This is a genomic window from Bradyrhizobium sp. 132 (genome assembly GCF_023074185.1).
GTDB lineage: Bacteria > Pseudomonadota > Alphaproteobacteria > Rhizobiales > Xanthobacteraceae > Bradyrhizobium.
The window spans coordinates 166,066-193,011 of record NZ_JADPKY010000103.1; the positions used below are offsets into that span (position 1 = coordinate 166,066).

Below are 26,946 nucleotides of genomic sequence, written 5' to 3' on the forward strand. Positions count from 1 at the left end.
GACGAGGCGCTTGCTCAGGTTGCTCCGAAAGGCCACACGGCATTGCCACAGCCAAAATGGCGAGAGATGTCCAGTCACAGTGGGGCTCCCGATGACGGCAGCCTCCTCAACCGGCGCCGATGCCCGGACCGAGGTGCCGCTCAAGCGCCGCCTGAAGCGGGCGGAGCGCGCGCGCCAGATCAGGGCGTTGGCACTGATTCTGCCGCTTCTGCTGTTTCTGCTCTTCACCTTCGCGGGCCCGATCGCCGGCATGCTGTGGCGCTCGGTCGATGACAGGGAGGTGCGCCGGGTTCTGCCTCAAACGGTCGCTGCTCTCGCCAACTGGGATGGCAAGGACCTGCCGGACGAAAAGGCCTACGCGGCGTTGGCAAGCGACATCCTGGCGGCGCGCGCCTCCGGCACCATCGCCATTGCGGCCAAGCGGCTCAACTACGCACTGAACGGCTTCCGCACGATCCTGACCAGCACAGCACGCAATCTGAAGGCGGAGCCGGAGCCTGGAACGGCCAGGGAGGCGCTGGGCAAGATCAACCCGGCCTGGCGCGAACGCATCACCTGGACGACGATCAAGGACGCCAGTGGCCCGATGACCGGCTTCTACCTTCTGTCGGCCCTCGACCTGACGCGAAACGTGGATGGCGCGATCGTCGCAGCCCCACCGGATCAGGCCATCTACCGCAACGTTTTCGCCCGCACCTTCATCATCAGCCTTAGCGTCACGGCGCTCTGCCTGATCCTTGGCTTCCCGGTCGCCTACCTGTTGGCGACGCTGCCGGCGGGCCGGTCGAATCTGCTGATGATCTTCGTCCTGCTGCCGTTCTGGACGTCGCTTCTGGTTCGCACCTGCGCCTGGATCGTCTTGTTGCAGAGCAAAGGCGTCGTGAACGACAGCCTGCTCTGGCTTGGCATCATCGACGAGCCGTTGCGCCTGATCTACAACCGCTTCGGTGTGTGCGTGGCAATGACCCACGTTCTCTTGCCGTTCATGATCCTGCCGCTGTACAGCAGCATGAAGGCGATCTCGCCTGCTTACATGCGTGCCGCCGCCTCGCTCGGTGCGCCACCGGCCACAGCCTTCCTGCGGATCTACCTGCCTCAAACCCTGCCCGGCATCGGCGCCGGAAGCCTGCTCGTCTTCATCCTGGCGCTCGGCTACTACATCACGCCGGCACTCGTCGGGGGCGCCGCGGATCAAATGATCAGCTACTTCATCGCGCTCTACACGACCGAGACCGCCAACTGGGGCCTTGCTTCGGCGTCGGGTGCGGTTCTGCTGCTCGCCACTGTTCTGCTCGCTCTCGTCTACGGAAAGCTGGTGCAGGGCCAGCAGGTCACGGGAGGAATGAAAAATTGAGCGATAATCCTTCCCTTCGCACGGCCAGCCAGCGCATCGCGTGGACCACGACCATCGTGATTTCCACGCTGGTGTTCATCTTCCTGATCGCGCCGATCCTGGCGATCATGCCGCTGTCCTTCAGCTCGGGTTCCTACCTGACCTATCCGCTGCCGGGCCTCTCCTTGCGCTGGTATGACGACTTCATCAATTCGCCGCGCTGGATGAATTCGCTGAAGAACAGCATGATCATCGGTGTCGCCTCGACCCTGCTGTCCATGGTGCTTGGCACGCTGGCCGCACTGGGCCTGGCGCAGTGGAACAGCCGGTTCAAACCGCTCGTGCTGGCGTTCGTGTTGTCGCCGGTCGTCGTGCCCGGTGTCATCACCGCGGTCGGCCTGTATTTCTTCTTCGCACCGATCGGACTGACCGGTACTTATCTCGGCCTGATCCTGGCCCACACCGCGCTGGCGACGCCCTTTGTGGTGATCACGGTCGGCGCGACGCTGCAAAGCTTCGACACCAATTTGGCGCGCGCCGCCGCCTCGCTTGGCGCCTCACCGCTTTACGCGTTCCGCCGCGTGATCCTGCCGCTGATCCTGCCCGGCGTGGCGTCGGGGGCGTTGTTCGCATTCGCGACCAGCTTCGATGAGGTGGTGATCGTGCTGTTCATGGCCGGTCCCGAGCAGCGCACCCTGCCACGCGAGATGTTCAGCGGCATCCGCGAGAACATCAGCCCGACCATCACGGCAGCGGCGGTGATTCTGACGACGGTATCGGTCATCCTCCTCGCCACACTGGAAGGCTTGCGCCGACGCAACGAACGGCTCAAGTGCAGCAGCGCCTGACCGGCGGCGTTCTTCTTCCTGCCCCCTTGTGGGAGAAGGTAAACACCGCAGCCCCCTACTTTTTCTCAACCCTCCTCACACATCCCTGGCTTTGCCCCCGCGACGGTTTGTCGGTAGAACAATCCCCGCAACAAAGCCCAAACAACAAGACTGAGGGAGAAAACGATATGCAGAAACTCATCGCCGCCGTCGCGGCCGGCTTCGCCATCGCCGCGACCTGCGGCGCGGCGCAGGCGCAGATTTCCGACGATGTCGTCAAGATCGGCGTGCTCACGGACATGTCGAGCCTCTATGCGGACGCGACCGGCAAGGGCTCGCTTGCCGCCGTCGAGATGGCGGTCGCCGATTATGGCGCCAAGGTCGCCGGCAAGCCCGTGCAGGTGGTCGCCGCCGATCACCAGAACAAGCCTGATGTCGGCGTCAACATTGCCCGCAACTGGTACGACAACGACAAGGTCGACGCGATCTTCGATGTGCCGACGTCCTCGGTGGCGCTGCCGATCTCGGCGCTGACGCGCGAGAAGAACAAGATCCACATCAATTCCGGCGGCGGCTCATCCGATATCACGGGCGTCGCCTGCTCGCCCAACACCGTGCATTGGACCTACGACACCTATGCGCTGTCGAACGTCGCCGGCAAGGCGATGGTGAAGCGCGGCGAGGACACCTGGTTCTTCGTCACCGCCGACTACGCCTTCGGCATGGCGCTGCAACGCGACGCCGCCAACGTGGTCAAGGAGAGCGGCGGCAAGGTGCTCGGCGAGGTCCGTCACCCGCTCAACTCGTCGGACTTCTCCTCCTTCCTGCTCCAGGCCCAAGCCTCCAAGGCCAAGGTGGTCGCGCTGGCCAATGCCGGCGGCGACACCACCAATGCGCTGAAACAGGCGGCCGAGTTCGGCCTGATGCAGGGCGGCCAGAAGATGATCGCCTTGCTCATGGAGATCACCGACGTTCATTCGCTCGGCATCAAGGCGACGCAAGGCCTGATCATCACCGATGCGTTCTACTGGGACACAAACGAGGAGACGCGCGCCTTCTCGAAGCGCTTCAACGAGAAGGTCGGTCACATGCCGACCATGATCCAGGCCGGCCTCTATTCGGCGACCATGCATTATCTGAAGGCGATCGAGGCCATCAAGACCGACGAGGCGCCGAAGGTGATGGAACAGATGCGTGCCACGCCGGTCAACGACTTCTTCGCCAAGAACGGCAAGATCCGCATCGACGGCCGCATGGTCCATGATATGTATCTGTTCGAGGTCAAGAAGCCCGAGGAGTCCAAGGGCGAGTGGGACCTCTACAAGCTGATCGCCACCGTGCCCGGCGACGAAGCCTTCCGCCCGCTCGACAAGGGCGGCTGCCCGCTGGTGAAGGGGAACTAGGGACAGCTAACCGGCCGGCGTCAATTCCTCATCCTGAAGGAGCGCGTCTTCGCGCGTCTCGAAGGATGAAGGCCCGGCCGGTGGCCTTGCCCTTTGAGACGCGCGCAAAAAGCGCGCTTCTCAGGATGAGGGTCAACAGCTCGCAATGACGCAAAAAGACACGACAGCGCGCCCAGTGAAAACCGGGCGCGCTTCGTTTAGGCGTTCAGAAGCCCATTACTCCGAGTACTTGAACTCGGGCATCTTCTTCAGATCGTCCTTGCTCGCATTGAACACGGCGTGGTCCGGATACCACTTCGAGCCTGACGACGCCGTCGCAGTCTTGTCGGTGCCGGTCGAAGCGCCCGTGGTGGTGGTCGACTTGCTCATCGTGCCGGGTCCGCCCGGAGCCGTACCGGCGCCGGAATAGGCCACCGCCTCATTGACGAATTTCAGCTTCTCGTACGGAACGGCGACGAGATGCTCGCCCATGCCGAGAAAGCCGCCGACGCCGATCACGGCGATCTTGATCGCACCGCCTTTGTCCATCAGCAGGTCGTTGATCGAGCCGATGTTCTCGTTGGCGTCGTTGTAGATCTTCAGACCCGCCATCTTCGATGCGCGCCACTCACCCGACGCCGTCGTACTTGTCGTCGTCGCGGTGCTTGCCGCGGTTGGCGACTTGTCGGTGGTAGTCGGGTTTTGCGCAAATGCAACGGTCGCAAACAGTGCCGTGCCGGCAAGGCCGGCGGCGATCGATTTGATCAACATGGTGTCCTCTCCTTCAGCACTTGTGCGGAGAGAACAAATACGATCACCAGCAGTTCCTGAGCTACGGCAATTTCGTTGCGCAATTGCGCTGCGTTGCGACGAAAGTTCCTGCGTCGCACAGGAACGTTGCGCGGTTCCCACCGACGATCTTGCGCTTTGGGATGTAGCACAATCGCGGCGAAGAACGCGCCGACCTGCGTCGCTCAGGTCAGCTCTTGTAGTCGATCAGCAGCGCAGAAAAATCCGAACTGCTCGGCGAACTCGTCGTGCTGCCATTGGTGCCGTAAGACGAACTCGACGACGATTGAGACTGCTGCAGCGCCTCGAGGAACTGCTTGAGGATATCGGCCGTGGTGGAGGTGGTCGACGTGCTGCTGGTCGAGTCCGCCGACGACGAATCCGAAGAGCTGTCATCCGGCGGCGGACCGGGCGGCGGCCCTCCGGCACCACCGGGACCGCCGGCACCGCCGGGGCCATTGGCGAAGGCGGACTGAAACACGTTCTTCAGCTCGTCGGCCTGGTCCGAGGTCAGCGTCCCGTTCGACACCTCGTTCGAGATGAGGTCGTCGATCTTCGACTTCATGTCGTCCTTGGAGGGACGCGTGCCGCTCGACTGGTCGCTCGATCGGCTCTGCTGGAGCGCTGTGTCGATGTCGGTCAGCGCCGTCGAGAGCGCCGACTGATCCGACGACGAGACCGCGCCGGCGGAAACTTCAGATTGCAGCTCTTGCTGCAGCTTTTGCAGGGGAGACTGGTGGGTACCGGCGGAGGCCGCCGAAATCGAGGTCATGATGGCTCCGGGCTTTTTGCGGGTTTTCTTGAGTGACTCCGCCACGGTATGGTTAACGGCCTTAACGAGACCTTGCCGCTCCACTGCCGGGTGATGTCGTGGTGTTGCGGCAAAGGCCGTGGAAACAAACTGAAACAAAAATCTTCGCCTTTTGGCCCGAATCTTGGACAAACAAAGCGCATGGCCATTCCCAATCCCAACATCCTGGTCGTCGAAGACGACCGCGAAACCCGGACGTTGATTGCGAAATACCTGCGCAACAACGCCTGCAACGTCACCGCCGTGAGCGACGGCCGCGAGATGTCGCGCGCCATGGCCGATCACCGCGTCGACCTCATCATTCTCGACGTCATGCTGCCCGGCGAGGACGGCCTCAGCCTGTGCCGCAAGGTGCGCGCGGAGGCGCAGACGCCGATCATCATGCTGACCGCACGCGGCGAGGACATCGACCGCATCGTCGGCCTCGAGATGGGCGCGGACGACTATCTGGCGAAACCGTTCAACCCGCGCGAGCTGCTTGCCCGCATCAACGCGGTGCTGCGCCGCCAGGCGTCCGCACAAGCCGCAAGCTCGATCGAAGGCACCAGCACGCTCGACTTCGAGGGCTGGCGCATCGATCTGCGCTTGCGCGAGCTGCGCAATCCCGAAGGCGCGCGCGTCGCGGTGACCAGCGCCGAGTTCGATCTGCTGCGGACGTTCTGCGAGCGGCCCGGCCGCGTACTGTCGCGCGACAGCCTGCTCGACCTCACGCAGGGGCGCAACGCCGGCTCCTTCGAACGCTCGATCGACGTGCTGGTCAGCCGCATTCGCCGCAAGATCGAGCCCAACCCGGCCGATCCGACCATCATCAAGACGGTGCGCTCCGGCGGCTATCTGTTCACGCCAAGAACTGAAGCGGTAAGAACTGAAGCGGTAAGAACGGAAGCGGTCGCGGCAGCCTTGAGCATCTGACATGCGGCTTTTGGGGTTTTTCCATCTCAGGAGCATCAGCGGCCAGATCGCCGCGCTCGTCGTGGTGTCGATCGTCGCGCTTCATCTCATCATCACGGCGGGTTTTCTGATTACGCGGCCGGACCGCGCGGTAGCGCCGCCGGACAGCGAGCATGAACTGGCGAATGCCGCGCTGCTGCTGTCCGCGGCCGACGCGAGCGAGCGGCGGCGCCTTCTCGCCGACATCGCGCGCGCCTTTCCGGATCTGCGGGTCGAAGCGATCGCGCCCGGCTCCGTGACGCCCAGCGGCGACAGCGAAGGCCCGCATTTGCACGGCATGCGCCGCCATCTCGGTGAGGGCTACAAGATCGTCACGCTGGCTCCGAACGGCGGCTCGTCCCGGATCGGCATCCAGCTGCCTGACGGCACAACGATCGCTGGCCATGTTGAGCGGGGACGGCCGGGCTGGTTCTGGGGCAATCCCTGGATATCGACGCTGCTATCTGCCGTGATCAGCGTGACGCTGCTTGGCGTATGGGCCGCCCATGCGCTGGCCGCGCCGCTGTCGTCGTTTGCAAAGGCGGCCGAAAGCTTCAGCCTCGACGGCGCGGCCGACCCCCTGCCCGAGCGCGGCCCGGAGGAGATCCGCTCGGTCGCGCGCGCGCTAAACCGCATGCACGAGCGGATCGCGCGGCTGATATCGGACCGCACCAAGATGCTCGCGGCGATCAGCCACGATCTGCGCACACCGATCACGCGGCTGCGCCTGCGCGCCGAGTTCATCGAGGACGAAGGCAACCGCACGCGCATGCTGATCGATCTCGACCAGATGCGCTCGATGCTGGAATCCGTGCTGTCGCTCCTGCGCAACGACCGCAAGGTCGAGGCGGTGACGCTGGTCGACATCGCGAGCACGCTGCAGCTCATAGCCGACCAGTTCGGCGACATGGGCCATGTCGTGCACTATGACGGCCCGCTATCTGCGACCGCCGCAGCGCGGCCCGATGATCTGCATCGCGGCGTCACCAACCTCGTCGAGAACGCTGTGCGCTTCGGCGCCGAAGTGACGATCCGCCTCGACATATCGGGCACCAAACTCGTCATCGACGTCGAGGACGACGGTCCCGGCATTTCGGACGCGCGCAAGCAGGAGATGCTGGAGCCGTTCGTGCGCGGCGACGATGCGCGCACCATGGACGATTCCACCGGCTTCGGGCTGGGCCTGTCGATCGCCCGGGCGATCGCGGTCGCCCATGGCGGCGAGCTGTCGCTGCACGACCGCGAACCGCACGGGCTGATCGTGCGGATGCAATTGCCGGTGTGGCAACAGCCGCGGCTGGCGGCTTAAAGGCAGCGCTTTAGGCGGCGAGCGGCGGGTGCTCGAGGGCCGCCTCATCAAAGATCGCGATCGCCTCGAAGCGATAATTGCAGGCGTGGCATGTCCAGAGATAGGAGACGCGCCCCTCGCCCGGCTCGATCCAGTCCGGTTGCGGGATCGGCGTGCCGCATTGGGCACAGGGATTATGTCTGGGGATGTCTCCGATGTGTGCCTTCACCACGTTTGCTTTTGTCATGGCACCTCTCCCGATTTGCGCCGCTCTCATACTCGCTTTCGCGCCCGCACGCGAATAGACAGGCCCGCTGTCGCGAATGGCGGCTTCGTCTGCCTGACAACCCCTATGCCGGTCTTGCGTCGGAATGACGGCTCTGCGCTGCAAAATCGTAATCGGCGGCGTTTCGCCACATCATCGCCGCGTTCAAGAGTCCTAACGGTTCCAGTGCAGGTTACCCAAGGACCTCGGGGGATATCTGATGAAAATTTTACGTATTGCCGCGCTGCTCGCCGCCGGACTGATGTTGCCGCAGGCCGCATTCGCGGGCGAAGCGGAGTACGCCGAGATGGTCGCGGCCCATGCGCGCGCCAACGGCGTGCCGGAAGCGCTGGTGCACCGCGTGATCATGCGCGAGAGCCGCTATCAGCCCGGCCTGGTCGGTCATGGCGGCACCATCGGGCTGATGCAGATCAAGCTCGCGACCGCCCGCGGTGTCGGCTACACCGGCGATGCCGCAGGCCTGCGCGATCCCAACACCAACCTCACCTATGCCGTCAAATACCTCGCCGGCGCCTATCACGCCGCCAATGGCGATCACGCCCGAGCCGTGCGTTATTTCGCGGGCGGCTATTACTACGTCGCAAAGCGGCAGCGGCAGGAGGTCGTCCAGGTCGCCAATATGGGCGAGCCTTGGCTCGAGCCGAACGGCAATCCGCAGCCGATGTTCGGCACCGTACCGCACCGAAAGCTCGCCCAGCGCGTCGGCAACGCCCGGGCGCAGGCGCCCAGGTAGCTCTCCGTGTCCCGGACGCGCTGCAGCGTGCAACGCTGCTGCGCAGAGCCGGGACCCAGCCTACTCCCACAGCAATGGGCCCCGGCTCAGCAGCGCATCACTGCATGCTGCGCCGCCTCCGGGGCACGAGGAGTTCCCGCCAAACGCGTTGACACAGCCCGTCACTGGCATACATTAGAGCCGTTCCGAGGGGTGCTCCGAGGAGGAGCTGAGATACCGCTAAATGGGCCAACCGGCCCAGGACCGCGGTGACCCTTTGAACCTGATCCGGGTCATGCCGGCGAAGGGACAGGGATGTTGCAGACGACCAAACGACCGGATTCTTCGATATCCATCATCGGCGCAGGCATTGCGGGCGCCTGGCAGGCCTTGTTGTTCGCGCAGGCCGGCCACGCGGTCACCTTGCACGAGCGCGGTGACGCCGAAATGACCGATGCCACCAGCCATTGGGCCGGCGGCATGCTCGCGCCTTATTGCGAGGCGGAAGTTTCCGAGCCGATCATCTCCAGGCTCGGCCTGCGCTCGCTCGCCATCTGGCGGCGCGAGCTGCCTGACACCCCCTTCAACGGCTCGCTGGTCGTCGCCCATCCGCGCGAGCGCAACGATTTTGAGCGCTTTGCCCGGATGACCGAGGGCCATCGCCGGCTCGATGCCGCCAGTCTTGCCCAGCTCGAGCCGTCGCTCGAAGGCCGCTTCCGCGACGCGCTGTTCTTTCCGACCGAAGGCCATGTCGAGCCGCGCCGCGTGCTGCCGAAGCTGCACGAGCGCATCCGCGCCGCCGGCGGCACCATCAAGTTCGACAGCGACGTTTCCGCCGGGGATCTCGACGGCATCGTGATCGACTGCCGCGGCCTTTCTGCGCGCGAAGATCAGCCCGACTTGCGCGGCGTCAAGGGCGAGATGATCCTGATCGAGACGGACGAGGTGCAGCTTGCGCGCCCGGTGCGGCTGATCCATCCGCGCTGGCCGCTCTACGTGATCCCGCGAGAGCACAATCTGTTCATGCTGGGCGCGACCTCGATCGAGGCCGAGGACACCGGCGTCAGCGTGCGCTCGGCGCTGGAGCTGCTCGGCGCGGCCTATGCCGTGCATCCCGCCTTCGGCGAGGCCCGCATCGTCGAATTCGGCTCCGGCCTGCGTCCCGCTTTCCCCGACAATCTGCCGCGGATCGGCATTCGCGGCGGCAAGATCAGTGTGAACGGGCTCTACCGCCACGGATTCCTGATCGCGCCTGTTCTGGCCGAACTGACGCTCGCCTATATCGAGCGCGGCCAGATCGACAATGAGGTGATGCAATGCGCGTGATCGTCCAATGCTTGTGATCGTTAACGGCGAGCAGCGCGAGATAAACTCGGCCAGCGTCGACGCGCTGCTGAGCGAGCTCGACTACGAGGGCACCCATTTCGCGATCGCGCTGAACTACGACGTCGTGCCGAAAAGCCGCTGGGCCGAGACCCATCTTAAAGCCGGCGACGAGATCGAGATCATCACGCCCCGGCAGGGAGGATAATGGGGATGCGCTCGCTAAACACTCCGCTGTCATCGCCCGGCTTGACCGGGCGATCCAGTACGCCGCGACGTCTCGGTTCCAGCCGCGCGGCCGCGGCGTACTGGATCCCCGCCTTCGCGGGGATGACAGGGTCAATCGAGGAGACACCTCCCACATGGTGACCTTCTACGGCAAAACCTTCGCCTCCCGCCTGCTGATCGGCAGCGCGCTCTATCCTTCGCCTGCGATCATGCAGTCGGCGATCCGCGCCTCCGGCTCGAGCATCGTCACGGTGTCGCTGCGGCGCGAATCCGCCGGCGGCAAGAGCGGCGATGCGTTCTGGAAGCTGATCCGCGCGCTCGACGTGACCGTGCTGCCGAACACCGCCGGCTGCCGCAGCGTGCGCGAAGCGGTGACGACGGCAAAGCTCGCACGCGAATTGTTTGCGACGTCCTGGATCAAGCTCGAAGTGATCGCCGACAACGACACGCTGCAGCCCGACGTGGTCGGCCTGGTCGAGGCCGCCACCATCCTGATCAAGGACGGCTTCGAGGTGTTCCCCTATTGCACCGAAGATCTTTCGGTTGCGAACCGGCTGGTCGATGCCGGCTGCAAGGTGGTGATGCCGTGGGCCGCGCCGATCGGCAGCGCGAAAGGCATCACCAACCGCGACGCGCTAAAACTGATGCGCGAGCGGCTGCCCGACATCACGCTGGTGGTCGACGCCGGCATCGGCGCGCCGTCGCACGCGGCCGAGGCGCTCGAGCTCGGCTACGACGCCGTGCTGCTCAACACCGCCATTGCAAAAGCCGCCGATCCCGTCGCCATGGCCAACGCCTTCCGCCTTGGCGTCGACGCCGGCCGCACCGCATACGAAGCCGGGCTGATGAACGCCCGCGATTTCGCCTCCCCCTCCACCCCTGTCGTTGGGACCCCGTTCTGGCATGCCGTATCCTGATCCGTTCTATCCCGTCGTCGACAGCCTCGCCTGGGTCGAGCGCCTGACCAAGCTCGGGGTCGGCACCATCCAGCTGCGCGCGAAAGATCTCGACGATTCGCAGGCGCTGCAAATCGTCAGCGACGCGCTGGCGATCACGAACGGCACGCAAGCCAAGCTGGTCGTGAACGACTACTGGCGCGCGGCGATCGTCGCTGGTGCAAAATACCTGCATCTCGGCCAGGAGGATCTTGCGGACGCCGACCTCAAATCCATCCGCGAGGCCGGCCTGTCGCTCGGCGTCTCCACCCATGACGAGGCGGAGCTTGAGACCGCGCTCGCCGCCAAACCCGATTATGTCGCGCTGGGCCCGATCTTCTTTACCACGCTCAAATCGATGCGCTTCGCGCCGCAGGGCATTCCAAAAATCCCGGAGTGGAAGAAGCGGATCGGCCCCATCCCGCTGGTCGCGATCGGCGGCATCAAGTTCGAGCATGCCGCAGAGATCTTTGCGGCAGGCGCGGATTCCATCGCCGTCGTCAGCGACGTCACCCAGAATGCCGACCCGGATGCGCGGGTGCGGCAATGGCTCGGCCTATCCGCGGAGGCGGCGTGATGAGCCTCGCTCAGACTTTTCCCCGTCACCCCTGCGCAACGGCGGAGCCGTTGTCGCTGGAGGTGTGGCCGCTTCTTCGGCGGCCCTCGAAGGGCGACGGCCGGCTCCATCCTTCGAGGCTTGCAAGTGCTCGCACCTCAGGATGACGAACAGCACGCGACGACGCAAAACCATATTCAAAGGAGGATCCCATGAACATCCGCTCCAACCCTGAAAAAACCATCCCCGCCGTCACCACCGGCCCGCTGCCCTCGTCGCGAAAAATCTTCGCTTCGCCCGATGCCGCGCCTAATATCCGCGTGCCCTTGCGCGAGATCATCCTCTCTGAAGGCGCCGGCGAGCCGAACCTGCCGGTCTACGACACCTCGGGCCCCTACACCGACCCAAGCGTGACCATCGACGTCAACGCCGGCCTCGCGCGCGGCCGCAAGGCCTGGGTGCTGGAGCGCGGCGGCGTCGAGGAATATCAGGGCCGTCAGATCAAGCCGGAAGACAACGGCAGCGTCTCCACCGACAAGGCCGCGCGAGCCTTCAGCGCCTATCACCAGCCGCTGCGCGGCCTCGACGGCAACATGATCACGCAGCTCGAATTCGCCCGCGCCGGCATCATCACCAAGGAGATGATCTACGTCGCCGCGCGCGAAAATCTCGGCCGCAAAGAGCAGCTCGAGCGCGCCGAGGCAGCGCTCGCCGACGGCGAAAGCTTCGGCGCGGAAGTCCCCGCCTTCATCACCCCGGAGTTCGTGCGCAGCGAGATCGCGCGCGGCCGCGCCATCATTCCCTGCAACATCAACCACAGCGAGCTCGAGCCGATGATCATCGGCCGCAACTTCCTGACCAAGATCAACGCCAATATCGGCAACTCGGCCGTGACGTCGTCGGTCGAGGAAGAGGTCGAGAAGATGGTGTGGGCGATCCGCTGGGGCGCCGACACCGTGATGGACCTCTCGACGGGCCGCAACATCCACACCACCCGCGAATGGATTTTGCGCAACGCACCGGTGCCGATCGGCACCGTTCCGATTTATCAGGCGCTGGAGAAGTGCGACGGCGATCCGGTCAAGCTGACCTGGGAGCTCTACAAGGACACGCTGATCGAGCAGTGCGAGCAGGGCGTCGACTATTTCACCATCCACGCCGGCGTCCGCCTGCAGTACATTCACCTCACCGCCAACCGTGTCACCGGCATCGTGTCGCGCGGCGGCTCGATCATGGCGAAGTGGTGCCTGGCGCATCACAAGGAGAGCTTCCTCTACACCCATTTCGACGAGATCTGCGACCTCATGCGCAAGTATGACGTTTCGTTCTCGCTCGGCGACGGCCTGCGCCCGGGCTCGATCGCCGACGCCAATGACCGCGCGCAGTTCGCCGAACTCGAGACGCTCGGAGAACTCACCAAGATCGCGTGGGACAAGGGCTGCCAGGTCATGATCGAGGGCCCCGGCCACGTGCCGATGCACAAGATCAAGATCAACATGGACAAGCAGCTCAAGGAGTGCGGCGAAGCGCCGTTCTACACCCTCGGGCCCCTGACCACCGACATCGCGCCGGGCTATGACCACATCACCTCAGGGATAGGTGCGGCCATGATCGGCTGGTTCGGCTGCGCCATGCTCTGCTACGTCACGCCGAAGGAGCATCTCGGCCTGCCCGACCGCAACGACGTCAAGGTCGGCGTCATCACCTACAAGATCGCCGCCCACGCGTCCGATCTCGCCAAGGGCCACCCGGCCGCGCAGTTGCGCGACGACGCCCTCTCCCGCGCCCGTTTCGACTTCCGCTGGAGCGACCAGTTCAACCTCGGCCTCGATCCCGAGACCGCAAAGAACTTCCACGACGAGACCCTGCCGAAGGAAGCCCACAAGGTCGCGCATTTCTGCTCGATGTGCGGCCCAAAATTCTGCTCGATGAAGATAACGCAGGACGTGCGCGACTACGCCGCGACGCTGAACGATCCGAACGGCGTGGGGATGTCGATGAGCGGAACCGCCGAGGACGGCATGGCCAAGATGAGCGCGAAGTTCAAGGAGATGGGCGAGAACTTGTATCTGGATGCGGAGAAGGTGAAGGAGAGCAATCGGGTGTTGTGAGGGGGGCAATGCGACCCTTCAAGCTCTACTGGGTTGAGACGCCCTCCTCAGAGGAAAACTGCTTCGTTGCTGCGCGCTCAAAGCGCACAGCGGAGAAGTACGAAGAGGACGGGACGGGATTCGATTCTCATGATTGCGAAGCCACTCTCATCAGAGAGCTTGATGAGAGGTGGGTTTCTCAGTATTGCGATACGCAAGACGCTACGAAGGTCACTCCGTTCTATATTCAGCCTGAAGATGTCCATGAACTCGGGATCGCTTGGCGGATCGTTGAGGGCGACGAGGTCTTCGTCTACGGCGAAAATCATTTCGTCAAACAAGGCACCCTGAACTACTTCGCCTCTTTGGTGAAACGGCGCGACATTGTCGTCATCCGTTCAGTCGCCGACCTACTTGAGGCAATTAGAAAGGCTTCGACCCAGAGAGATTGGATTTTTCGAGGCCATAGCTCAGCGTTCTGGAGCCTCAAGGCCGGAGTGCATCGGTTTTCGGACACTACTACTTCCGACTCCGAACAATTAGTTGGGAGAGAACGGTGGTTCCTCGATGAATTTAAGCGGCGGGCGCGCGCCTTCTTGCCCTCACCTCCAACCTCTGACTGGGAGTGGCTAGTTCTATCTCAGCATTTTGGCCTCCCTACCCGATTATTGGATTGGACCGAGAATCCTCTTGTTTCTTTGTTCTTCGCCGTTCGCGACTAGCATGAAACGGCTAACGATGGAATGATTTACGCTTATCATCACGGCGCAAAAGCAATTGATCTTTCATCGACCAGCGATCCCTTTACGTTGGACCAGATCGAGCTCGTCAGACCGCCACATCTCGATCAAAGAGTCATCGTCCAACAATCCGTGTTCACTGCCGAACCGCCACTGTACGACCGAGGCGGCAGTGAAGACTCAGATTTACGATACTGGTACGTGTCGGTTCGACACAAAGCCAGTATTCGGACCGACCTTGCTAAGCTAGGTATTTCCGAGAGTTCGATGTTTCCCGGCCTTCCTTCACTTGCCTCGCAAATCAAAGAAGAATTTCTGTTAAGTAGGCCCAAGGCGAACGGGGGACGAAAGAGATGGACTGATGTCATCAAAAAGAAGGATGAAGAAAGCATCGAACCAACAGAGCCGTCGGAATAATGGCTGCCACCTGTGATTTGCCTAAGATCTCCCCCCACCGCCTCCCCGACCAGCTCCTTCCCAACCTCCGCCTCGTCTTCGTCGGCACCGCCGCCAGCACCCGCTCGGCCGAACTCGGGCACTACTACGGCCATCCCGGCAATCGCTTCTGGCGTGCGATCCATGAGGCCGGCATCACGCCGCGGCGCTATCAGCCGGGCGAGTTCGCCGCGCTGCTTGAGCTCGGGATCGGCTTCACCGATCTCTCCAAGTCGGGCGCCGGAATGGATCATCAGATCGAGGCCGCATCGATCGACGTGCCGGCGTTCAGGGCCAAGATCGAGAAATATCGGCCGATGACCATCGCGTTCACGAGCAAGAAGGCTGCGAGCTTGTTTTATGGCAGGCCGTCCAGCGTGATTTCGCTGGGGCGGCAGCAGCGGGATGTGTTTCCGGCGGAGGTGTTCGTGCTGCCCTCGCCTTCTGGCGCTGCGTCTGGGCATTGGACGCTGGAGCCGTGGCGCGAGCTTGCGGCGTGGGTCGCTGCACCAGACGCCCAACACCCACCGACCTCATCCTGAGGAGCCTGCGAAGCAGGCGTCTCGAAGGATCGCCGCGGGCGAGATGCGGACCTGCATGGTTCGAGACGGCGCTTCGCGCCTCCTCACCATGAGGGTTTGGCTTCGCATACGTCCCAGAAATCGAGATAGTCTGTCGGAAACTGTCCCCGCCGTTCGTCCTCTGGAAGCAAAATCTAAACCAAGCGGCGCACCGCCGCACCATCGTCATTGCGAGGAACTCCTGCGACGAAGCAATCCAGACTGTCTCCGCGGTGGCAATCTGGATTGCTTCGCTGCGCTCGCAATGACGACGAATGGAGACCTCAAATGCCCCCCACCATCACCGCCTTCGAAAGCTCGCCCGACCGCGGCAAGGGGCAGGCGCGTGACATGCGTGTTCGCTGGGCGCTCGAAGAAGTGGGTCAGCCCTACGACGTGCGACTGGTTTCGTTCAAAGCGATGAAAGAGTCGGCGCATCGCACGCTGCATCCGTTCGGGCAGATCCCGACCTATGAGGACGGCGATCTCACGCTGTTCGAATCCGGCGCCATCGTGCTCCATATTGCCGACCGCCATGCCGGGCTGCTGCCGGAGGATGCAAACGCCCGGGCGCGCGCGATCGCGTGGATGTTTGCCGCGCTGAGCACGCTGGAGCCGCCGATCGTCGAGCTCGGGATGGCCATGCTGTTCGAGCGCGACAAGAGCTGGTACGCGGAGCGCCTGCCGGTCCTGAAGGATCGCGTCCGCGTCAGGCTCGGCGAATTGTCCCGTCGCCTCGGCGATGCCGATTGGCTCGACGGCGCATTCAGCGCCGGCGATCTCATGATGGTGACGGTGCTGCGCCGGTTGAACGCCTCGGGCCTACTGGACGAATATCCCGGCATCGCCACCTATGTCGCCCGCGGCGAAGCGCGGCCGGCCTTCAGGCGCGCTTTCGACGCTCAACTGGCGGTTTTCATCGCCGGATCGAAGGGTTCGTAGGGGCGGTTGGCGCTCTAAAGATCGAAATTGGTCGGCAGCATCACCACGTCACGAATTGTCATGCCGCGCGGCCGCGTCAACATGAACATCACGACGTCAGCCACTTCGCTGGCCTCCAGCAGGCTTCCCGATTCCCTGGCTTCCTTCAGCTTCTCCGGCGGCCAGTCCGCGAGCAGTGCGCTGACAACCGGGCCGGGCGAGATCGAGCCGACGCGGATGCCGTCCTTGAAGACCTGGCGCCGCACCGTCTGGACAAAGCAGTTGATCGCCCATTTGGACGATGCATAGACCGGCTCCCACGGCGTCGGAAAATGCGCCGCCAGCGAACTCGTGACGATGATGTCGCCGGTCCGGCGCGCGATCATGTGCGGCAGCACGTCGTGCACGTTTTTCATCACGACGTTGATATTCAGGTTCAGCATCCGGTCGACCGCCATGGTGTCGGCATCGACCAGATCGCCACCGACATAGGTGCCCGCATTCGCATGCAGGATGTCGAGCTGGCCGGCCTTCTCCAGAACGCGCGGCAGCAGCGTTGCGCAATCCTTTGGGTCCAGCAGGTCGACGAGCAGCGGGATCACTGCGTCGCCATGCTTGTCGCCGAGCGCCTTCAGCGCGGCCTCGTCGCGGTCGACCATCACCACGCGCGCGCCCGCGGCCAACATCGCCTCGGTGCTGGCCAATCCGATGCCCGACGCGGCGCCGGTCACGGCCGCAACCTTGCCTTGCAAGTCTCTCGCCATAGGGATCCCCATCTTGCCGAGGTCACCAGGATCCGGAGTATAGCGATCCGTGGCGGCGTTGTCGGGGACAAACCGGCGACGATGCCATCGTCCGCCGAAGGAGGCGGCGCACAAAGCGCGGGACTGTTGCAAGCCCGTCACCGCGGCGATACGACTCAACTCGAGGAGCATCCCATGCTGACCCTCTATTCCTATCCAGACCTGTTCGGCGTCGCCGACAACAACGGCTACGGCCTCAAGGTCTATGCCTTCCTGAAGCTCGCGGGCGTACCGTTCGTGCATGAGCACGTGTTCGACGCCTCCGCCGCGCCGCGCGGGCAGCTGCCCTATATCGTGGACGACGGCGAGACGATCGGCGACAGCGAGACCATCATCGCGCACGCGATCGCGAAGTACCGCCTCACCATCGATGCAGCGCTAACTGCGGAGCAGAGGCGGACCAATCATCTCGTCACGCGCATGCTCGACGATCTCTACTGGGTGATGTCGTATTCGCGCTGGAAGGACGAGCGCTATTATCCGGCGTTTCGCGACGCCTTCATCGCGCAGCACAAGCAGATCGACGCGACAGGATTCGAGAAGGCGAAGGCGTATAATTCGCAGCGCTATCATTTCCAGGGCATCGGCCGCTATACGCCCGAGCAGGCTTACGCGCGGGGGCTCGCCGATCTGCAGGTGCTGGCCGAGATCGTGCCGGCGACCGGCTTCGTGCATGGCGAGCGACCGACCAGCATCGATGCCGGCATCTACGGCTTCATCGCCAACATCTATTACTTCCCAATCCCGACGCCGCTGAAGGCGTTCGTCGATCCGCACACAAATCTCGTCGCGCATTGCGGGCGGATTCATGCGGCGGTGACGCCGCAACCACAGACCTCATCCTGAGGAGATCGCGAAGCGATCGTCTCGAAGGATGGCCGCGGGCGAGACGGGCCCGCATGGTTCGAGACGGCGCTACGCGCCTCCTCACCATGAGGGTCTAACACCGCAATGAGGGGCACGGTGCTTGCGCGCCTTTGCCCCCTCTACACGCCCTACCGCATCGTGATCGCGAGCCCGCTCAGATCGGCATTCGCCATCAGGCCTACCTGTGTGCCGGACAGCTCGAGCACGGCGCCCTTCTGGTTGGTCAGCACGATGGCGCGGGCGCCGCGGCCGATCGCGATGCCCGCACCGGCGGCGCCGTAGACGCCGGCGATGTCGGAGGGCCGGTTGATGTTGGAGACGCGGCCGCGCAGCACGGTCTTGGAGCCGCCGAAGACCAGGCCGTAATCGAGCCCGCCGGTCGAGAGCGAATAGGAGCGGCCGCGGAAGCTCAGCACGCCCGAGCCGCCGGACCCGCCGATGATCCAGCCCGCCTTGTAGATCGTCAGCACCACGGTGCCGCCGTCGGCCAGCGCCGAGGTCGAGAGGCCGGCCAGCGCTGCAATGCCGAGCAGCGCGGCGCGGAAGGCGGATGCGATCTTCATGGAGGTCTCCGGGGGCTATTTTTCAAGGAGGGAATCGAATCAGACGCGGCGAATGTATCCGATGCATCGCGGCGGCAACATGATGGGGTGGGCGTGAATCGCGGTCTGTAGCACACGCTCAACTGTCATCGTCCGGCTTGACCGGACGATCCAGTATTCCAGAGATCGCGGTGGGATACCGAGACGCCGCGGCGTACTGGATGCCCCGGTCGAGCCGGGGCATGACGGCGGAGTTTGGCGCGACCAGGCACCACTGCCATCATGCCATTCTGCCCCTGTTTTGCCCGACGGAGCAAATGAATATTTTGCTTTTCCGAAACAAAAAGATCAACGATTTCTGCTTGATGCCTACTGTGCATAGGGTTGTTTTCGCGTTTTTTGTTGGAGCGGGCCCGACCTGCCGCTACGCTTACCGCCTCCAGCTGTCCATTCGAGGTGATCCATGCCGATCCAGCATTTCGCACCCCCGTCGCACGTCAAGGCTCCGCCGCTGTCCTTTGCCACGCGCGCCGGTGATCTCCTGTTCGTCTCCGGCATTCCCGGCTTCGACGCCGGCGGCGCGCTGCCCGACGGCTTCGAGGCGCAGTTCGCCAACGTCGTCGTCAACATCAAGCGCGTGCTGGAGGAGGCCGGCGCCGGCGTCCGCGATCTCGTCAAGGTCAACGTGCTCCTGACCCGCGCCTCCGACGTCGCCGCCATGAACGCGCTCTACGCCGGCGCCTTCGGCCCACCACCCTACCCCGCCCGCACCACCTGCGTGGTCCAGGCGCTGCCCGATCCGAAGATGCTGATCGAGATCGAGGCGGTGGCGTCGCTGGCCAAGGGGTAATCAAGCGACAGTCAAGGAATAAGGGTCGACCGAACAACCGGCGAACGGCTGACATATCCGTGAACGGTCAGCGCCCCGCTTGCCAGCCGCGCAGATTTGCCGCACCAGTTTCCTTCTCACGTTCCCATCAGGAGATATTTCATGCGTCGCGTTCTCGCCCTCTGTGCCGTTGCCGGCATCGCCACCTCCGTGTTCGCCGTGCCGGCCTCTGCCGCGGTCGGCTATTACGTGATCCGCTGGGACAACACCGGCATCTGCCAGGTCTGGAACGAGGACCTCAAGTACAAGCCGTTCCAGTGGGGTGTCTCGACCTACAAGGTCGTCAGCAAGCCGCTCCCGACCTTCACGGCCGCCTCGGACCTCCAGATCAAGCTGCGCGCGGAGCGCCGCTGCACGCTCTGAGCCTTACACGACAGATCATATTTTGAGGGCGGATTGCGCAAGCGGTCCGCCCTTTTCTTTTTGGACGCGCCGCTGGTTTTCGGCCGAAGTCACGCATTTTCCGCGCACGCGCTTTGAACCTGGCCACCTGGCGGAACTACTCACATCTTGTCCGGGGCGCGCCCCCCCAAAAAGCGTCTCGCACCACCCCTCCCCAGCAAGGATGCGATGCTAGCATCCTTGCCCGCTCGTTTTTTTACCTCGTGGCTTTGGAGCCAATCGATGCGCGCACCGGCGACAACAACGATTCTCGCCGCATCGCTCCTGCTCGCTGCAACGGCGTACGCGCAGGCCCCGCAATCCTTTCGCGTGATCTCGCCAATCTTCGGCCAGCTGGTCAGCTTCGCGATGCCGTCGAATTTTTCCGCGGTGTTCGAGAACACCGCGGACGGCCACTACATCCGCGAGGCGGTGCTGAAGGGCGAGACGCCGGAACGCTGGACCGAGATGATCACCGTGACAGGCGAGAAGGGCATGACGCTCACTCCAGGTTCATCGCCGGAGAAATTCGCGGGCTCGATCGCAGGCGGTTTCAAATCCGCCTGCCCCGACAGCTTTGCGGCAAGACCGCTCGGCACCACCACGTTCGGCCGCTTCGAAGGTTTCGTCGCCGTGATCGGCTGCGGCCGCGTCGACAGCGGCCCGACCCGGCACAGCGAGACCGCGCTCCTGGTCACCTTGAAGGGTACGACCGACTATTACACCATCCAGTGGGCCGAGCGCGGCCCCGAAAGCGACGAGCCGCCCGTGAACGACGACCGCTGGCAGGCGCGTTTGCGCGCACTCAGCCCCATCGAGCTCTGCCCGATCGTAGCGGGCGAAGCCGCGCCCTATCCGAGCTGCGTGAACAAGAGCTGAGCTCTCACGCGTCCTTGTACGCGCGGGGATGGATCAGGACATCGCGCGCGGCGGCGAGGTCGATGAAGGCTTCGGCGCTGCCGCCCTGGTCGGGGTGCATGCCCTTGGCCGCGCGGCGATAGGCCTGGTTGATGTCCTCGCAGGTGAGCTGCACGGCGAGCGGCAGGCCGAGCACCTTGCGGGCGCGATCCTCGCTGGACAGTTTTTTCGGCATGGCGTTGCGGCGGCCGAAGCGCGGCGCGGTGAGATCATGAACGACCTCGAGGACCACGCCGATGCGCCGCTGGGCCGCCAGCGTGACGCTGTGATCGTCATTGTCCACGGCCTGGCGCAGCACCGGCAGCGCCTGCTCGGCGGCCAGGCGCAGCATGGTATCGGTGCTCATCCGCACGATCTCGGCGACGAGCCGGCCCGCCTCGGCCCAATCGGCGCCTTGCGACGACCGCAGGCGTTCGAGTGCGAGTTTCCAGGATTCAAGCCGTTCCATCATGCGCGCAACGTTTAGCAATGAAGATCAGTATGCCAAGGCCGCCGTTTCCGACCCCTTAATTTCGGGTTAGCCTTTCATGAAACTTAGAAGCGAAATCGGGAGGAAATTGTCATGGCATTGCTCGCTAACCATATCGCCGTCGTCACGGGCGCCGGTTCCGGCATTGGCCGGGCAATCGCGGAAGGCTACGCACGCGAAGGCGCGCGGATCGTGCTGCTCGACGTCAACGCCGACACGGTCGCGGAAGCCGCCGAGGGAATCCGCAAGGCCGGCGGCAAGGCGGAGAGCTTTGCGCTCGACGTGACCAAGCGCGACGACTGTTTTGCGCTCGCCAAGCAGGTCGCCGACAAGGTTGGGCAGGTCTCGATCCTCGTCAACAATGCCGGCATCACCCGCCGCAATGCCTTCACCGCGGAGCCGGAGACAGTGGCGAAGGACTGGAACGACATCATCTCGCTCAACCTCAACGGCGTCTTCAACATGACGCAGGCGTTCCTCAGCCCGTTGCGCGCAGCTAAGGGTCGCATCGTCAATATCGGCTCGATCCAGTCCTTCGTGCATCTGCGCACGCCGAGTTCGGCGGCCTACACCACCTCGAAGCACGGCGTGCTCGGCTTCACCAAGGCGCTCGCGGTCGAGCTCGGCAAGGAGGGCGTGCGCGTCAATGCGATCGGGCCGGGCTTCATCGAGACCAACATCAACGCCAATGTGCGCGCGACGAATCCGGCGCTGGTGCAGGCCTTCGTCGATCACACCCCGCTGGCGCGCACCGGCAAGCCCGAGGACATCGTGGGCCCCGCGATCTTTCTCGCGTCGGATATGTCGGCCTACGTCACGGGAACGATCGTGATGGTGGACGGCGGATACCGGACGGTGTGAGCGGGGCGAGATATGCCCGCATCACGATGCATCTCGCGCCAATCGCGGCGCCTTCGCGGCAATCCTGAGGTCAATTGGTGCGATCGCCCCGCAGTTAACCTTTCATTAACCAAACCCGCCCACCGTAGATCTACGGCTTGGGGGTCGTTGGTTCTCGATCCGCTTCCAAAGATGGAAGCGGGCGTCGATCGGGAGGTGTTTTGATGACCACTGTTCATGTCGCTACGTCCGAACCGGGCGCGCAATTCCTTGCCCCGAACCAGATCGTTCCGCTGCTGATCGGCGCGACCGTCGACGAGGTCGAGCGTGAGCTCGTGCTCCAGACACTCGCGCGCTGCAACGGCAACCGGACGCGCGCGTCGCGCGTGCTCGGCCTGTCGGTGCGCACGTTGCGCAACAAGATCAGGATCTATGCCGCCTCCGGCATCGAGGTCCCTGCCTATCACGACTAGCGCGTGACGTGCAGCCGATTGATGTTGATCAAACCCTGCGCAATGCCGGGCGGAATTGCCGCTGCCGTCAAAGGCCGCTAAGTAGCCGGCTTCCGCAGAGGGAGCAGTGGCGTGGCAGACGAACAAAAACGGCAGGGACCGCGCGGACGTCAGGGCGAACCGGGACGGCCGGGACCACAGGGTCATCCAGGCAAGCGGGGACCGGACGGCGCGCGCGGCAAGCCCGGGCCAGAGGGCAAGCCGGGCCCGATCGGAAAGGCCGGACCGCTGGGCAAGCCCGGCCCGCAAGGCAAGCAGGGCGAAGCCGGCCCGCGCGGGGCAGCCGGCGCGCAGGGATCAGCCGGCCCACAAGGCCCCGCCGGCCCGCAGGGCCCGCGTGGTGAAGCCGGGCCTCCGGGCCAATTGCCGTCGATCGAACAAGTGTTGCCGTGGCTCGATCAGCTTTTCGACGCCTGGGACGAACGCCGCCGCCAGCGCGAGCATGAAGCTGCCGAGCGCGAGGCGCTGGAGGCCGCCGTGCAGGAGGTCGACGACGTGCCCCTCGATGACGGGGACGACGGCAGCGAAGGCGATGATCACAGGAAGAAGAAGAAAAAGAAGAAGCACGGCCACAAGGACTGACAGACGAATCTATTTCGTCCCGTTCTCGCGTCGCGGCAGCATGCCCATGCGCTCGAACTGCCAGCGCATGGCGCGGTACCAGAGATAGCCGACTGCTGCGCCGCAGAAGGCGAGGACTACGATGCTCGCGCTCGAGGACGAGCCGCTCCACCACGTCATCCACGCGGTCCACAGCAGCGTGAAAACGATGGCACCTGCTTTCAGCGGAAGAAGGGGGCGGCTCATGGTCGTGCTCCGGGGTATCAAAAGCCCGGCGAACATCATCGCGCGTTGAAACCGCTTTCACCGTGAGGCAGATCACGGAACGACGTTCGAGGCCGCCTAACCGAAACGCAGCCGCGAGCGTTCCTTCGCCTTGTCCGCCTCGACTTCCCGATCGCGCGCCGGCGCATGAGTGTGCAGCGACGTCAGGAGTTTTCGCGCGACCTCCGAGACCTCCGCCACGGCGCGGTCGAAGGCCGCCTCATTGGCCTGCGACGGCTTATTGAAGCCGGACAGTTTTCGCACGAACTGGATCGCACTGGCGTGGATCTCATCCTCCGTCGCCGGCGGCTCGAAATTGAACAGCGTCTTGATGTTGCGGCACATGCAGTCTCTCCTGATGCTTCCCTTGAAGACGATCGACGACAGCGAAATCCTACATCCTTCCGGACAGTTCTGCTAAGTTCCGCCGCAACGCGGCCGCCGACCATGAGCCGCATGGGGAAATCGACATGAAAGCTTCTTGCGCGGCGCTGTCAGCCATCCTGTTGTCCGTCTCGTTGTCGGCCATCTCGACATCCGCATTGGCGGCCGATTATCCCGCGCCGAAGCAGGGCGACTGGATCGCCAGGGATTTCAAATTCCACACCGGCGAGACCATGCCGGAGCTGAAGCTGCACTACACCACCGTCGGCGAGCCCTCGGGCCAGCCGGTACTGGTGCTGCACGGCACCGGCGGCTCGGGCGCGAGCATGCTGTCGCCCGCCTTTGCCGGCGAGCTGTTCGGCGCGGGGCAGCCACTCGATGCCTCCAAATATTACATCATCATCCCCGACAATATCGGCCATGGCAAATCGTCAAAACCGTCCGACGGAATGAAGACGAGCTTTCCGAAATACGATTACGACGACATGGTCGAGGCGCAGTATCGCCTGGTGACGGAAGGGCTCGGGGTCAAGCACCTGCGGCTCGTCATCGGTAATTAATTGGGCGGCATGCAGACCTGGATGTGGGGTGAGAAATATCCGAAGGCGATGGACGCGCTGGTGCCGATGGCCTCGCAGCCGACCGAGATGGCGTCGCGCAACTGGATGCTGCGGCGGATCATGCTCGACACCATCCGCAGCGATCCCGACTACAATGGCGGCAGCTATACCGGCCAGCCGCGCATGATGAAATACGCGATCGCCGCCTACGGCATCGCGAGCATTGGCGGCACGCTGGCCTATCAATCGCAAGCGCCGACGGCAGCCAAGGCCGACAAGATCGTCGACGATCGGCTGGCCATGCCGAACGCGGCAGATGCCAACGACTTCCTCTACCAGTGGGAGTCCTCGCATGACTACAATGCCGGCGAGAAGCTGGAGCAGATCGAGGCCTCGCTGCTGCTGATCAATTCTGCCGACGACGAGCGCAACCCGCCCGAGACCGGCATCACGGACTCTGCGATGAAGCGGGTCAAGAATGGGCGTCTCTACCTGATTCCAGGGAGCACCGAGACGCGCGGCCACGGCACCACGGGCAACGCAAAATTCTACAGCGAGCAGGTCCGGCAGTTTCTACAAACCGCGCCGCAGCGGACGATGTAGGATTGCCAGGCTCGCAGCCATATCGCGATGCATCATATGCGGCGCCTCGACGCCGCATACTATTTGAGCATGCAATGCGCTGACAGCTCGGGCTTAATCGCATCAACGATACGAATCGACGCGCGGGACAATCGCGCGCCAATGGCACGACACGCGATGAGGAGGATCGCATGCACAGGCTCGTACTGTGCGTTTGGCTGGCGGTGCTGACGAGCGCCGCGTTCGCGTTCGACAACGGGCAATATGATCACGTCCCGCCCGACGTCCGCGCCTGGTTCAAGAGTGTGATCGCACCGAACGGCGTGCCCTGCTGCGACGTCTCCGACGGCCATCGCACGGAGTACGATGTGCGCAGCGGCGCCTATTGGGTGCCGATCGAGGGACAATGGATGCAGGTGCCCGAGCGCGCCATCATCCGCGACCGCGGCAATCCGGTCGGCCAGGCCGTGGTGTGGTACGTCCACCACCGCGGCGCCATCATCATCAGCTGCTTCGTGCCGGCGGATGCGGTGTAGCAGACGGCAGACCCGAATTTCATTGGCTGGAAATGGTCCAATCAGATAGTTTGACGCGAAGCTGAAGCGGAGGCACGCCGTTGACCGATCTTTGCGCCGAAGACCTTGCCACCATCTATGCCCAGCCGAGCCCGCGCGTGATCGCGAAAGCGCGCCCCGCGATCGATACGCACGCGAAGAAATTCATCGAGATGTCGCCGTTCTGCGTGCTCGCGACATCGGGCGTGGACGGCAGCGTCGATGCCTCACCACGCGGCGGCGGCGTTGGCTTCGTCCACGTCGCCGGCCCCAACCAGCTGCTGATGCCTGATCGTTCCGGCAACAACCGCATCGACAGTTTTCGGAACGTCGTCGAGGGCTCGGGCTTCGTGCATCTGTTGTTCTTCGTCCCCGGCATCGACGAGACGCTGCGCGTCGGCGGCCGCGGCACACTGTCCGCCGATCCGGACCTGCTCGCCTCGATGGTGGAATTCGGCAAGCCGCCGCGCGCGGTGCTGAACGTCGCCGTCAGCGAAGTCTATTTCCACTGCGGCAAGGCACTGATGCGCTCGAAGCTGTGGTCATCCGAGAAGGTGCCGCGCTCGGTGATGCCGAGCATCGTCGAGGTGGTCCATGAGCAGACCGGCCTTGGTGAGCCGCAGAGTCAGGAGATCGTGGAAGAGCTCTACAAGACGCAGTTGTAGTTGGCGTCCTAAACTGTCGCCCCGGCCTGGTGCGCAATTGCGAACCAGGCCGACACGAAACCTTGTGGCAGCGCTAACGCGCCAGACTAATGCCCCTCGCCCTCGAGCCCGCCGACGTGCTTCTGGGTGTAGAGTTCGAGGCCGATGCGGCCGATCAAATCTAGCTGGGTCTCGAGGAAGTCGATGTGGTGCTCCTCGTCGCTCATCAGCTTCTCGAACAGGTCACGCGTGACGTAGTCCTTGACGCTGTGGCAATAGGTTGCCGCTTCCTGATAGAGCGCGCGCGCGCTCATCTCGGCGGCGAGATCGCAATCGATGATCTCCTTGACGTTCTGGCCGATGCGCAAGGGATCGAGCACCTGCATGTTCGGAAAGCCGTCGAAGAACAGGATGCGCTCGGTGAGCTTGTCGGCGTGCTCCATCTCCTCGATGGACTCCTTGCGCCAGACCTTGGCCATGTCCCGCAGCCCCCAATTGTCGAGGAAGCGATAGTGGAGCCAGTACTGGTTGATCGCAGTCAGTTCGTGACGCAGTGCCTTGTTGAGATAGTCGATAACTTTTGCGTCGCCCTGCATGATGCACTCCAGATCTTGCGTCCAAATCGGCTCTGCACCGAATTTAGAATGCTTCTAAATGAGTTTAAGGACGGGGGCAACCGGCTACGGGGACGCAGCCGGGATAAAGCTCAGCCGAGGTTGCGGAAGTTTTCAGCAGGCCGCGAGGGCAAACTGGGCGGGCCCGGCCGTCTCGTCGTTGGCGGCCACGGTGTGGTTGTGGGGGCAGCCGGAGCAGCAGGACTTGGCACACGGGCCGAGCGCTTCGTCGATGATGGTCTTGATCGTCCGCGCGCAGCGGCCGCATTCGGCGCTACAGCCGAGACACCCATAAACCTGCTTGGCATGGCGCATGGCGTCGTCGGACTCGGCGACGGCGGCGCGGATGTCGTCATCGCTTAGCACGTTACAGGAACAAACGATCATGGAAGCGGCAGGCCCTTCGGTGATGCGCC

General features: G+C 63.7%; 34 protein-coding genes, 1 pseudogene and 1 riboswitch. Of the genes and pseudogenes, 25 read left to right on the top strand and 10 right to left on the bottom strand.

Annotated elements, in window-relative coordinates; translation table 11 throughout:
* Positions 1 to 91 precede the first annotated feature (91 nt).
* The 3 genes from IVA74_RS21005 (at position 92) to IVA74_RS21015 (ending at position 3,563) form a co-directional block, all read left to right on the top strand.
* Positions 92 to 1,354 (top strand): ABC transporter permease, encoded by a 1,263-nt coding sequence (locus tag IVA74_RS21005; protein ID WP_247347789.1) that lies wholly within the window; start codon positions 92 to 94, stop codon positions 1,352 to 1,354.
* Positions 1,351 to 2,181, top strand: coding sequence for an ABC transporter permease (locus IVA74_RS21010; RefSeq protein WP_247347790.1), 831 nt, complete (start codon positions 1,351 to 1,353; stop codon positions 2,179 to 2,181). Before IVA74_RS21005 ends, IVA74_RS21010 begins: the two co-directional genes overlap by 4 nt.
* A 167-nt stretch (positions 2,182 to 2,348) precedes the next feature.
* On the top strand, positions 2,349 to 3,563 hold the full coding sequence (locus tag IVA74_RS21015) for an ABC transporter substrate-binding protein (RefSeq protein WP_247347791.1): 1,215 nt from the start codon (positions 2,349 to 2,351) through the stop codon (positions 3,561 to 3,563).
* 216 nt (positions 3,564 to 3,779) lie between these two features.
* Here the strand turns inward: IVA74_RS21015 and IVA74_RS21020 are convergent, their stop codons facing one another.
* Together IVA74_RS21020 and IVA74_RS21025 are read right to left on the bottom strand one after the other, a co-directional pair.
* Positions 3,780 to 4,313, bottom strand: coding sequence for a PRC-barrel domain-containing protein (locus IVA74_RS21020; RefSeq protein ID WP_247347792.1), 534 nt, complete (start codon positions 4,311 to 4,313; stop codon positions 3,780 to 3,782).
* Positions 4,314 to 4,521: 208 nt separating this feature from the next.
* The gene (locus IVA74_RS21025) at positions 4,522 to 5,103 is read right to left on the bottom strand and encodes a hypothetical protein (RefSeq protein WP_247347793.1); all 582 of its coding nucleotides are present in this window, start codon (positions 5,101 to 5,103) and stop codon (positions 4,522 to 4,524) included.
* Positions 5,104 to 5,283: 180 nt separating this feature from the next.
* Between IVA74_RS21025 and IVA74_RS21030 the strand changes: the two genes are divergently transcribed.
* On the top strand, positions 5,284 to 6,054 hold the full coding sequence (locus tag IVA74_RS21030; RefSeq protein ID WP_247347794.1) for a response regulator: 771 nt from the start codon (positions 5,284 to 5,286) through the stop codon (positions 6,052 to 6,054).
* A gap of 1 nt (position 6,055) precedes the next feature.
* On the top strand, positions 6,056 to 7,381 hold the full coding sequence (locus tag IVA74_RS21035; protein ID WP_247347795.1) for an ATP-binding protein: 1,326 nt from the start codon (positions 6,056 to 6,058) through the stop codon (positions 7,379 to 7,381).
* A gap of 10 nt (positions 7,382 to 7,391) precedes the next feature.
* Here the strand turns inward: IVA74_RS21035 and IVA74_RS21040 are convergent, their stop codons facing one another.
* Positions 7,392 to 7,607 (bottom strand): hypothetical protein, encoded by a 216-nt coding sequence (locus IVA74_RS21040; protein WP_247347796.1) that lies wholly within the window; start codon positions 7,605 to 7,607, stop codon positions 7,392 to 7,394.
* A 238-nt stretch (positions 7,608 to 7,845) separates the two neighbouring features.
* Here IVA74_RS21040 and IVA74_RS21045 point away from each other — a divergent pair, with 238 nt between their 5' ends.
* From IVA74_RS21045 to IVA74_RS21090, 10 genes are all read left to right on the top strand, one after another.
* Positions 7,846 to 8,379 carry a lytic transglycosylase domain-containing protein gene (locus tag IVA74_RS21045; RefSeq protein WP_247347797.1) on the top strand — a complete coding sequence of 178 codons (534 nt, stop codon included), beginning with the start codon at positions 7,846 to 7,848 and terminating at the stop codon, positions 8,377 to 8,379.
* Between the two features lie 178 nt (positions 8,380 to 8,557).
* Positions 8,558 to 8,686: riboswitch (TPP riboswitch) on the top strand.
* Positions 8,674 to 9,684 carry an FAD-dependent oxidoreductase gene (locus IVA74_RS21050; RefSeq protein ID WP_247347798.1) on the top strand — a complete coding sequence of 337 codons (1,011 nt, stop codon included), beginning with the start codon at positions 8,674 to 8,676 and terminating at the stop codon, positions 9,682 to 9,684. Its footprint overlaps the riboswitch before it by 13 nt.
* Positions 9,685 to 9,691: 7 nt before the next feature.
* Complete coding sequence (gene thiS / locus IVA74_RS21055) at positions 9,692 to 9,889, top strand: sulfur carrier protein ThiS (protein WP_247330056.1); 198 nt, start codon at positions 9,692 to 9,694, stop codon at positions 9,887 to 9,889.
* 154 nt (positions 9,890 to 10,043) lie between these two features.
* Positions 10,044 to 10,826, top strand: a complete 783-nt coding sequence (locus IVA74_RS21060; RefSeq protein ID WP_247347799.1) for a thiazole synthase — start codon at positions 10,044 to 10,046, stop codon at positions 10,824 to 10,826.
* On the top strand, positions 10,813 to 11,421 hold the full coding sequence (locus IVA74_RS21065) for a thiamine phosphate synthase (RefSeq protein ID WP_247347800.1): 609 nt from the start codon (positions 10,813 to 10,815) through the stop codon (positions 11,419 to 11,421). The genes IVA74_RS21060 and IVA74_RS21065 overlap by 14 nt, the downstream gene beginning before the upstream one ends.
* Positions 11,422 to 11,612: 191 nt before the next feature.
* Positions 11,613 to 13,511 carry a phosphomethylpyrimidine synthase ThiC gene (gene thiC / locus IVA74_RS21070; protein WP_247347801.1) on the top strand — a complete coding sequence of 633 codons (1,899 nt, stop codon included), beginning with the start codon at positions 11,613 to 11,615 and terminating at the stop codon, positions 13,509 to 13,511.
* Positions 13,512 to 13,519: 8 nt separating this feature from the next.
* Positions 13,520 to 14,212: an FRG domain-containing protein gene (locus IVA74_RS21075; protein WP_247347802.1), complete on the top strand. Its 693-nt coding sequence runs from the start codon at positions 13,520 to 13,522 to the stop codon at positions 14,210 to 14,212.
* Positions 14,213 to 14,233: 21 nt separating this feature from the next.
* Positions 14,234 to 14,647, top strand: a complete 414-nt coding sequence (locus tag IVA74_RS21080) for a hypothetical protein (RefSeq protein ID WP_247347803.1) — start codon at positions 14,234 to 14,236, stop codon at positions 14,645 to 14,647.
* 17 nt (positions 14,648 to 14,664) lie between these two features.
* Positions 14,665 to 15,207, top strand: coding sequence for a mismatch-specific DNA-glycosylase (locus IVA74_RS21085; protein ID WP_247347804.1), 543 nt, complete (start codon positions 14,665 to 14,667; stop codon positions 15,205 to 15,207).
* 306 nt (positions 15,208 to 15,513) lie between these two features.
* Positions 15,514 to 16,167: a glutathione S-transferase family protein gene (locus IVA74_RS21090; RefSeq protein WP_247347805.1), complete on the top strand. Its 654-nt coding sequence runs from the start codon at positions 15,514 to 15,516 to the stop codon at positions 16,165 to 16,167.
* A gap of 14 nt (positions 16,168 to 16,181) precedes the next feature.
* Here IVA74_RS21090 and IVA74_RS21095 read toward each other — a convergent pair whose 3' ends face one another.
* The gene (locus IVA74_RS21095; protein WP_247347806.1) at positions 16,182 to 16,910 is read right to left on the bottom strand and encodes an SDR family oxidoreductase; all 729 of its coding nucleotides are present in this window, start codon (positions 16,908 to 16,910) and stop codon (positions 16,182 to 16,184) included.
* A gap of 174 nt (positions 16,911 to 17,084) precedes the next feature.
* On the opposite strand from IVA74_RS21095, the gene IVA74_RS21100 reads away from it, so the two are divergent.
* Positions 17,085 to 17,795, top strand: coding sequence for a glutathione S-transferase family protein (locus IVA74_RS21100; protein WP_247347807.1), 711 nt, complete (start codon positions 17,085 to 17,087; stop codon positions 17,793 to 17,795).
* A 149-nt stretch (positions 17,796 to 17,944) separates the two neighbouring features.
* Here IVA74_RS21100 and IVA74_RS21105 read toward each other — a convergent pair whose 3' ends face one another.
* The gene (locus tag IVA74_RS21105; protein ID WP_247347808.1) at positions 17,945 to 18,379 is read right to left on the bottom strand and encodes a hypothetical protein; all 435 of its coding nucleotides are present in this window, start codon (positions 18,377 to 18,379) and stop codon (positions 17,945 to 17,947) included.
* Between the two features lie 442 nt (positions 18,380 to 18,821).
* Here IVA74_RS21105 and IVA74_RS21110 point away from each other — a divergent pair, with 442 nt between their 5' ends.
* From IVA74_RS21110 to IVA74_RS21120, 3 genes are all read left to right on the top strand, one after another.
* A complete protein-coding gene (locus IVA74_RS21110) occupies positions 18,822 to 19,208 on the top strand; it encodes a RidA family protein (protein ID WP_247347809.1) in 387 nt (128 codons plus the stop codon).
* 141 nt (positions 19,209 to 19,349) lie between these two features.
* Positions 19,350 to 19,610, top strand: coding sequence for a hypothetical protein (locus IVA74_RS21115; RefSeq protein ID WP_247347810.1), 261 nt, complete (start codon positions 19,350 to 19,352; stop codon positions 19,608 to 19,610).
* Positions 19,611 to 19,871: 261 nt separating this feature from the next.
* Positions 19,872 to 20,507, top strand: coding sequence for a hypothetical protein (locus IVA74_RS21120; RefSeq protein WP_247347811.1), 636 nt, complete (start codon positions 19,872 to 19,874; stop codon positions 20,505 to 20,507).
* A gap of 4 nt (positions 20,508 to 20,511) precedes the next feature.
* Here IVA74_RS21120 and IVA74_RS21125 read toward each other — a convergent pair whose 3' ends face one another.
* Complete coding sequence (locus IVA74_RS21125) at positions 20,512 to 20,997, bottom strand: J domain-containing protein (protein ID WP_247347812.1); 486 nt, start codon at positions 20,995 to 20,997, stop codon at positions 20,512 to 20,514.
* Between the two features lie 111 nt (positions 20,998 to 21,108).
* On the opposite strand from IVA74_RS21125, the gene fabG reads away from it, so the two are divergent.
* The 3 genes from fabG to IVA74_RS21140 all read left to right on the top strand — a co-directional run bounded on the left by fabG (position 21,109) and on the right by IVA74_RS21140 (position 22,949).
* On the top strand, positions 21,109 to 21,876 hold the full coding sequence (fabG, locus tag IVA74_RS21130; protein WP_247347813.1) for a 3-oxoacyl-ACP reductase FabG: 768 nt from the start codon (positions 21,109 to 21,111) through the stop codon (positions 21,874 to 21,876).
* A 203-nt stretch (positions 21,877 to 22,079) separates the two neighbouring features.
* Entirely contained in the window at positions 22,080 to 22,328 is a 249-nt protein-coding gene (locus tag IVA74_RS21135; RefSeq protein WP_247347814.1) for a helix-turn-helix domain-containing protein, read from the top strand.
* 111 nt (positions 22,329 to 22,439) lie between these two features.
* Positions 22,440 to 22,949, top strand: a complete 510-nt coding sequence (locus IVA74_RS21140; protein ID WP_247347815.1) for a collagen-like protein — start codon at positions 22,440 to 22,442, stop codon at positions 22,947 to 22,949.
* 9 nt (positions 22,950 to 22,958) lie between these two features.
* On the opposite strand, the gene IVA74_RS21145 is transcribed toward IVA74_RS21140, so the two are convergent.
* Complete coding sequence (locus tag IVA74_RS21145) at positions 22,959 to 23,174, bottom strand: hypothetical protein (protein WP_247347816.1); 216 nt, start codon at positions 23,172 to 23,174, stop codon at positions 22,959 to 22,961.
* 96 nt (positions 23,175 to 23,270) lie between these two features.
* The gene (locus tag IVA74_RS21150) at positions 23,271 to 23,537 is read right to left on the bottom strand and encodes a DUF2277 domain-containing protein (RefSeq protein WP_247347817.1); all 267 of its coding nucleotides are present in this window, start codon (positions 23,535 to 23,537) and stop codon (positions 23,271 to 23,273) included.
* Positions 23,538 to 23,662: 125 nt separating this feature from the next.
* On the opposite strand from IVA74_RS21150, the pseudogene IVA74_RS21155 reads away from it, so the two are divergent.
* The 3 genes and pseudogenes from IVA74_RS21155 (at position 23,663) to IVA74_RS21165 (ending at position 25,937) form a co-directional block, all read left to right on the top strand.
* Positions 23,663 to 24,739: pseudogene (locus tag IVA74_RS21155) on the top strand (alpha/beta fold hydrolase).
* Between the two features lie 170 nt (positions 24,740 to 24,909).
* On the top strand, positions 24,910 to 25,254 hold the full coding sequence (locus IVA74_RS21160) for a hypothetical protein (RefSeq protein ID WP_247347818.1): 345 nt from the start codon (positions 24,910 to 24,912) through the stop codon (positions 25,252 to 25,254).
* An 80-nt stretch (positions 25,255 to 25,334) separates the two neighbouring features.
* Entirely contained in the window at positions 25,335 to 25,937 is a 603-nt protein-coding gene (locus IVA74_RS21165; protein ID WP_247347819.1) for an MSMEG_1061 family FMN-dependent PPOX-type flavoprotein, read from the top strand.
* Between the two features lie 86 nt (positions 25,938 to 26,023).
* Here IVA74_RS21165 and bfr read toward each other — a convergent pair whose 3' ends face one another.
* Together bfr and IVA74_RS21175 are read right to left on the bottom strand one after the other, a co-directional pair.
* Positions 26,024 to 26,512, bottom strand: coding sequence for a bacterioferritin (gene bfr, locus IVA74_RS21170; protein ID WP_247347820.1), 489 nt, complete (start codon positions 26,510 to 26,512; stop codon positions 26,024 to 26,026).
* Between the two features lie 132 nt (positions 26,513 to 26,644).
* Positions 26,645 to 26,917 (bottom strand): (2Fe-2S)-binding protein, encoded by a 273-nt coding sequence (locus IVA74_RS21175; RefSeq protein ID WP_247347821.1) that lies wholly within the window; start codon positions 26,915 to 26,917, stop codon positions 26,645 to 26,647.
* Positions 26,918 to 26,946: the final 29 nt, after the last annotated feature.